The sequence below is a fragment of the Intrasporangium sp. Soil_C_50 genome (assembly GCF_057656595.1).
On sequence record NZ_JBDGKB010000002.1, the window covers coordinates 309,992 to 316,350 of the forward strand.

General features: G+C 72.4%; 7 protein-coding genes and 1 tRNA gene. 4 read left to right on the top strand and 4 right to left on the bottom strand.

The window, feature by feature from the left end:
• Positions 1–36: 36 nt before the first annotated feature.
• On the bottom strand, positions 37–1,107 hold the full coding sequence (locus AC3A5R_RS08930) for an LLM class F420-dependent oxidoreductase (protein ID WP_487620397.1): 1,071 nt from the start codon (positions 1,105–1,107) through the stop codon (positions 37–39).
• A gap of 134 nt (positions 1,108–1,241) precedes the next feature.
• Here AC3A5R_RS08930 and AC3A5R_RS08935 point away from each other — a divergent pair, with 134 nt between their 5' ends.
• Positions 1,242–2,177, top strand: coding sequence for an aldo/keto reductase (locus AC3A5R_RS08935; RefSeq protein ID WP_487620398.1), 936 nt, complete (start codon positions 1,242–1,244; stop codon positions 2,175–2,177).
• A gap of 64 nt (positions 2,178–2,241) precedes the next feature.
• Here the strand turns inward: AC3A5R_RS08935 and AC3A5R_RS08940 are convergent, their stop codons facing one another.
• Complete coding sequence (locus AC3A5R_RS08940; protein WP_487620399.1) at positions 2,242–2,790, bottom strand: hypothetical protein; 549 nt, start codon at positions 2,788–2,790, stop codon at positions 2,242–2,244.
• A 157-nt stretch (positions 2,791–2,947) separates the two neighbouring features.
• A complete protein-coding gene (locus AC3A5R_RS08945) occupies positions 2,948–3,742 on the bottom strand; it encodes an SCO4651 family lipoprotein (protein WP_487620400.1) in 795 nt (264 codons plus the stop codon).
• Positions 3,743–3,909: 167 nt separating this feature from the next.
• On the opposite strand from AC3A5R_RS08945, the gene AC3A5R_RS08950 reads away from it, so the two are divergent.
• On the top strand, positions 3,910–4,095 hold the full coding sequence (locus tag AC3A5R_RS08950) for a DUF5703 family protein (protein ID WP_487620401.1): 186 nt from the start codon (positions 3,910–3,912) through the stop codon (positions 4,093–4,095).
• Between the two features lie 9 nt (positions 4,096–4,104).
• Here AC3A5R_RS08950 and AC3A5R_RS08955 read toward each other — a convergent pair whose 3' ends face one another.
• Positions 4,105–5,463 (bottom strand): M20/M25/M40 family metallo-hydrolase, encoded by a 1,359-nt coding sequence (locus AC3A5R_RS08955; RefSeq protein WP_487620402.1) that lies wholly within the window; start codon positions 5,461–5,463, stop codon positions 4,105–4,107.
• 139 nt (positions 5,464–5,602) lie between these two features.
• Here AC3A5R_RS08955 and AC3A5R_RS08960 point away from each other — a divergent pair.
• Positions 5,603–5,689, top strand: a tRNA-Leu gene (locus AC3A5R_RS08960).
• Positions 5,690–5,782: 93 nt separating this feature from the next.
• A partial coding sequence (locus AC3A5R_RS08965; protein WP_487620403.1) for a MarR family winged helix-turn-helix transcriptional regulator occupies positions 5,783–6,359 on the top strand: 577 nt, incomplete at its 3' end.

The following is a 6,359-nucleotide window of genomic DNA, read 5'->3' on the forward strand; positions in this document are numbered from 1 at the left end:
ACCGGGTGAACATCCGGTCGCCGGACGGTCACGGGGTCAGGCGTCGGAGGCCTCCAGGCCGCCGAGGGCGGCCATCACCTCCACCGTGGCCAGGGCCTGGTCGCGGCTCATCCCGCCGCTCGTCGCCACGGCGAGCGTCGTGACGCCCGCGTCGGCGTAGCGCTGCATGCGCCGCGCCACGCGCTGGGGCGAGCCGAGCAGGGCCGTCTCGTCGATGAACTCGAGCGGCACGGCCTCGGCGGCCTCCCGGGGGCGGCCGTCGAGGTAGAGGTCCTGGATGCGCGCTGCGGCGTCCTCGAACCCCATCCGGCAGGCCAGCTGGTTGTAGAAGTTCTGCTCGCGCGAACCCATCCCGCCGATGTAGAGGGCGCAGTACGGCCGGACGTAGGCGGCCGCCGCCTCGACGTCGTCGAGCAGGACCACCGGCGTCGTGGCGACGACGTCGAAGCCGGCCATCGGGTCATCGGGTGTGCCCCGCCCCGCGCCACGGCGGGCGCTGCGGATGGCGTCGAGGTGCTCGCCGGCGTGCTCGGGGCTGAAGAAGATGGCCAGCCAACCGTCGGCGATCTCGCCGGTGAGGGCGAGGTTGCGGGGTCCGACGGCCGCCAGGTAGACCGGCACGTCGGCTCGCAGCGGGCGTGTGCCGAGCTTGAGGGCCTTGCCCGGGCCGTCGGGCAGCGGCAGCGGGTAGTGGCGCCCGGCGTGCTCGACGACGTCGCGGCGCAGCGCGGCACGGACCACGTCGACGTACTCGCGGGTGCGGGCCAACGGCTGGGCGAACCGGACGCCGTGCCACCCCTCGCTCACCTGCGGGCCGGACACCCCGAGCCCGAGCCGGAACCGGCCCCCCGAGATGGTGTCGAGCGTCGCGGCCGTCATCGCCGTCATGGCCGGCGTGCGCGCCGGGATCTGCATGACCGCCGAGCCGAGGCCGATGCGCTCGGTCAGCGCCCCGATCCACGACAGCATGGTGACGCTGTCACTGCCGTAGGCCTCGGCGACCCACGCGCTGTCGTAGCCGAGGCGGTCGGCCGCCCGGGCCACGGCGACCATGTCCTCGCCGGTCGTTCCGCGTCCCCAGTACCCGAGGTTCACGCCGAGTCTCATGGACGCGAGGCTATCGGGCCGGACGCGTCGCCGACCCCGGCGGCATCCCAGCGGCACCGCGGCGGTACCGCGGCGGTACCGGGGCGGCAGGTCGCCGCATCTCACGGGGAACGAAACGGATAACGTGTGCCTCCATGCGCAGGCGTCTCGGGTCGTCCGGTCTCACCGTCACTCCCCTGGCGCTCGGCACGATGCTCTGGGGCAACGCCGTCGACCGGCACGACGCCGCCGAGCACCTCCGCGCCTTCGTCGAGGCCGGGGGCAACCTCGTCGACACGGCGTTCGGGTACGGCGGCGGTGACGCCGAGACGATCCTCGGCGGTCTCATCGGCGACGTCGTCCCTCGCGACGACCTGGTCGTCTGCACCAAGGCCGGCATCTCCCGCGCGTCCGGTGAACGACGCGTCGATGTCTCCCGCCGCGGCCTGATGGCCCAGCTCGACGCGTCGTTGCGCCGCCTCGGCACCGACCACGTCGACCTCTGGCTCGTGCACACGTGGTCCGACGACGTCCCGCTCTCGGAGACCCTCTCGGCGCTCGAGTGGGCGGCGGTCTCGGGCAGGGCCCGGTACGTCGGCGTCTCCAACTACTCCGGGTGGCAGTCCGCGCGCGCCTTCAGCCTGCTCGAGTCGGCACGGATCCCGTTGGTGGCCAACGAGGTCCAGTTCTCGCTGGTGCACCGCGAGCCCGAGGCCGAGGTGGTGCCGGCGGCTGTGGACCTCGGGTTCGGGCTGCTGCCGTGGTCGCCGCTCGGCCGCGGCGTCCTCACCGGCAAGTACCGCACCGGCATCCCGTCCGGGTCGCGCGCGGCGTCGAGCGACTTCCCCGGCTTCGCCCAGCGCTTCCTCGACGAGCACAGCGCCGGCGTCGTCGATGCGGTGGCCATGGCAGCCCGGGGCCTGGGCACGTCGGCCGCCGAGGTGGCCCTCGCCTGGGTGCGCGACCGACCGGCCGTCGCGGCGCCGGTCGTCGGCGCACGCACGGCGAGCCAGCTGCGCACGGCGCTGGCGAGCCTCGATCTCGTCCTGCCGGCCGAGATCGTCGGCGCGCTCGAGGACGTCTCCGGCTGACCGACGCGCCCGGCCGGGTCAGTCGCCAGAGCCGCACGCGCGGCGTCCGGCCCGGCGGTGGGGCTCAGACGCCGGAGAAACCGGGACGGGTGCCGTGTGCCCCGTCCAGACGCGGCTGGCCGTCGTCGTCGTGCTCGCCGTCGTCCTCGTCGTCGTCCTCGTCGTCGTACTCGTCGTCGTACTCGAGGTCGTCCTCGTCGTCGTCCTCGTCGTCGAGGTCGTCGTCCTCGTAGTCGTCGTCGTCCTCGAGGTCGTCGTCGTCGTCATCGTCGAGGTCGTCCTCGTCCTCGTCGTCGTCGTCGTCGTCCTCGTCGTCGTCGTCGTCCTCGTCGTCGTCCTCGTACTCGTCGGAGTCGAGCCCGGCGTAGACGCGACCCTCGGCGCCGTCCTCGTCCTCGTGACCGTCGAAGTCGTCGCCGTAGATGGCCAGCGGCGTCGCGACCTCGGTGGCCTCGTACAGCGCCTCGTCGTAGTCGTCGAACGCCTCGGCGAGGTCCTGTGCGGCGGCGATGACCATGGGGTGGTCGGGGTCGCGGCTCGCGGAGGCGGCCTCGTAGTGGCGCTCGAGGGCTGCGACGAGCTGCTCGAGCGCGGAACGCGGGTCGACGGTCATGCCACGACCGTAATCGACGCGTCCGGGTGTGAGAACCGCTTTGCCCGCCGCGTCGCCCGGACTTCCCGGATGTGCGACGACCCCGGTGCGACGGGGTCGCTCCGGGGTCGTCCGTGCCAGCGCGCTGGACCGAGGGCTCAGTCGCACGCGCCGTCGGTCACATCGGCGCCTTGACGGTGTCCTTCGCGGCGGGAGCCGTGATGTCGACCGGCTCGCCGTACTTGCTCATGTGCATGTCGGCCTTGGCGCCGGAGATGTCGAAGGTGACGCGACGCAGGTGGTCCTGGTCGTCGAGCCAGGCCGTGTAGGTGATCGTCTTGGGCATCTGGCCCTTGGCGGCGGCGTCGGCGCCCTCGATGGCCGAGGTGTCGAGCGTCAGCTCGTACTTGTCCATCGACGCACCGTCGACGCTCTCCTGCCCGACGTACTTGACGTCGGTGACGGCCTTGTCGAACTGGTCGTACATCTTGGTCGGGTCGGCCTGGTCGAGCGACGAGGTCAGCTGCTTGCCCATCGTCGACGTGCTGTCGATCGCCGCCCACTTGCCGGCCTGCAGCCCCGGGAAGCCCTTCATGTAGATCTTCTTGTCGACGAGGATCATGTCGAGCTTCATCTGGCTGCCCATGTCCATGGACACCTTCATGGCCGGGTTGTTCGGATCGACCTTCGTGTCGCCGACCATCTGGATCTGCTGCCCGGAGGCCTGCATCGTCATCGTGACGTGGGCCGTCGTCGAGGTCGCGGCGCCCTTCTTCAGCGCGGCGATGAAGGACGCCTTGTCCTTGTACGGACCGCCGGCGTCGGCCGGTGCGCTCGTGGTCGTGGTGGTGCCTGCCGAGGCGGGCGCGGTGCTGCTCGTTGCCGGGGTCTCCGTCTTGCCGCACGCGGCGACACCGAGGACGGCCGGGACGAGGACGAGTGCGGCCGCGGTGCGACGCAGGTTCCATTTCATGTGGTTTGACCTCCTGGGCCATCGACGCCGGGCAGGGCCGCGGCGGTTTCCCCTGACTTCCTGCCGGCCCCCGCCGGCGAGTACCGCTCGAGGCTATCGCGGAGCATCGGCGTGCCTCTTCCCGGACAGGTCTCGGTCGGGTCTCGGTGGTGTCACAATGGGCCACGATGACGGAGTACGAGTACCGGGTCCTCACCTTCGACCGCCGCACGTCCAAGTCCGACGCGCGGCAGCAGATCCGCGAGCACGCGGAGTACGGCCGGTGGGAGCTGTCCCGCACGGTGATCTACGAGGGTGGGATCCGACGCATCTGGCTGCGCCGCCGCATCATGCGCGTCCAGCGGACCGCCTGAGGTGCCGGCTCAGCAGGTGCGCAGGAAGTCACCGAGCACACGTGCCCCGAACCGCAGCGACTCCACCGGCACGCGCTCGTCGATGCCGTGGAACATCGGCGCGAAGTCGAGGTCGGCCGGCAGGCGCAGCGGCGCGAAACCGTAGCCGGTGATGCCGAGCCGCCCGAGCGCCTTGTTGTCGGTGCCGCCGGACAGGCAGTAGGGCAGGATGCTCGCGTCGGGGTCCTCACGCAGCAGCGACTGCTTCATCGCCTCGACGAGGTCGCCGGAGAACGGCGCCTCGAGGGCGACGTCGCGGTGCACGACCTCGACGTCGACGTGCTCGCCGGCGAGGCGTCGGACCGTGTCCATGAGGTCGTCCTCGTGGCCGGGCAGGAAGCGGCAGTCCAGGGCCGCGGTCGCCGTCTGCGGCACGACGTTGTGCTTGTAGCCCGACTCGAGCATCGTCAGGTTCGCGGTGTCACGCAGCGTGCCCCGCACGAAGCCCTGGGCTCCGCCCATCACCCCGAGCAGCTCCTCGAGGTCGTCGTCGGCGTACCCGATGCCGGTGAGGGCGCTGAGCCCGTCGAGCAGGTCGCGCACCGATGCGATGTACTCCCGCGGCCACTCGTGCGCCGCGATCCGGCCGATGGCGCCGGCGAGGTGGACGATGGCGTTGTCGGGGTTGGGGACCGAGCCGTGGCCGGCCCGCCCGTGGGCGCGCAGGCGCAGCCACGCGATGCCCTTCTCGGCGGTCTGGAGCAGGTAGGCGCGACGCTCGCCCTGCGGCGTCGGGACCGTGACGCTGTACCCGCCGACCTCGCTGACGGCCTCGGTGACGCCCTCGAACCACTGGGGGTGGTGGTCGACGAGCCAGTGGCTGCCGTACGTGCCGCCGGCCTCCTCGTCGGCGAAGAACACCACCGTCGTGTCGCGGGCCGGCTTGGTGCCGGTGCGCGCCAGATGCCGGACGTTCGCGAGGATCATCGCGTCCATGTCCTTCATGTCGACGGCGCCCCGGCCCCAGATGCAGCCGTCGCGCTCCTCGGCGGCGAACGGGTCGACCTGCCAGTCGGCGGCGTTGGCCGGCACGACGTCGAGGTGGCCGTGCACGGCGAGGCCGGGACGCGAGGGGTCCTCGCCCTCGAGGCGGAGCACGACGGTGGCCCGGCCGGGCTCGCTCTCGAGCAGCTCGGCGTCGAGACCGACCTCCGCGAGCTGGCCCATGACGTACTCCGCGGCCTTGCGCTCCCCCGGCCCGCTGCCGTCGCCGTAGTTGGTCGAGTCGATGCGGATGAGGTCGGCGCAGATTCGGGCGACCTCGTCCTCGGGCGTCATCGTGGTCGTGCTCGTGGCGGTGCTCTCGGCGCGGTCGGCGGGCTCGCTCATGCGGCCAGCCTAGGTGGTCGAGCGCGGCGCCGATCTGGCGGATCCGTGTGACGGGTGGGGCGGTTTGGCCTTTTGGCCGGGGCCCCTGTAACGTTCTCCTCGCCGCAAGGGACTCCCCGAGCCCCTTGCTCATCACCTTGTCGGGGTGGCGGAATGGCAGACGCGCTAGCTTGAGGTGCTAGTGCCCTTAACGGGCGTGGGGGTTCAAGTCCCCCCCTCGACACCACCGGAGACCCCGGGCCAAGCGGCCCGGGGTCTTCTGCGTCCGGGGGCCGTTCGGCCCCTGTCGAAACCTCTGTCAGCGAGTTAATCTCGGCTCGTGAGCGATCCCCTCCACCCGATCCGCCCCGCCCGGGCCTCCCGGTCCGTCGCCGGCCTCGCCGACGACGTCCACGACGTCGTCGGCCTCTTCCGACGCAGCTCGCGCCGTCTCGTCGGCACCCCGCTCCCCGAGCTCGGCCTGTCCGGTGCCCAGCTCGAGCTCGTGCGGGTGGTGCGCCGCAACCCCGGCATCGGCGTCGCCGAGGCCGCTGCGGTGCTCGGCCTCGCGCCGAACACCGTGTCGACGCTCGTGGGCCAGCTGACCTCGCTCGAGGTGCTCGTGCGCCTGCGCGACGCGTCCGACCGGCGCGTCGCGCGCCTCGAGCTGACGCCGTCGGCCGCCGCTGCCCTCGAGAGCTGGCGTGACCGGCGCTCCCAGGCCACCGCTGCCGCCCTGGGTGGGCTCGACGCCGACGAGCGGGCCGCCATCGCCCGCGCCCTGCCGCTGCTGGCCCGCGTCGCGGCCTCCCTCCCCGCGCCCGACGCGTCCGGCACGACGTCCGGCACGACGTCCGGCACGACGTCCGGCACGACGTCCGGCACGACGTCCGGCACGACGTCCGGCACGACGTCCT

What these genes read in the sequence shown, in the direction of transcription:
- AC3A5R_RS08930 (WP_487620397.1), bottom strand. Translation starts at nt 1,107, where the DNA reads ATGAGACTCGGCGTGAACCTCGGGTACTGGGGACGCGGAACGACCGGC.
- AC3A5R_RS08935 (WP_487620398.1), top strand. Translation starts at nt 1,242, where the DNA reads ATGCGCAGGCGTCTCGGGTCGTCCGGTCTCACCGTCACTCCCCTGGCG.
- AC3A5R_RS08940 (WP_487620399.1), bottom strand. Translation starts at nt 2,790, where the DNA reads ATGACCGTCGACCCGCGTTCCGCGCTCGAGCAGCTCGTCGCAGCCCTC.
- AC3A5R_RS08945 (WP_487620400.1), bottom strand. Translation starts at nt 3,742, where the DNA reads ATGAAATGGAACCTGCGTCGCACCGCGGCCGCACTCGTCCTCGTCCCG.
- AC3A5R_RS08950 (WP_487620401.1), top strand. Translation starts at nt 3,910, where the DNA reads ATGACGGAGTACGAGTACCGGGTCCTCACCTTCGACCGCCGCACGTCC.
- AC3A5R_RS08955 (WP_487620402.1), bottom strand. Translation starts at nt 5,463, where the DNA reads ATGAGCGAGCCCGCCGACCGCGCCGAGAGCACCGCCACGAGCACGACC.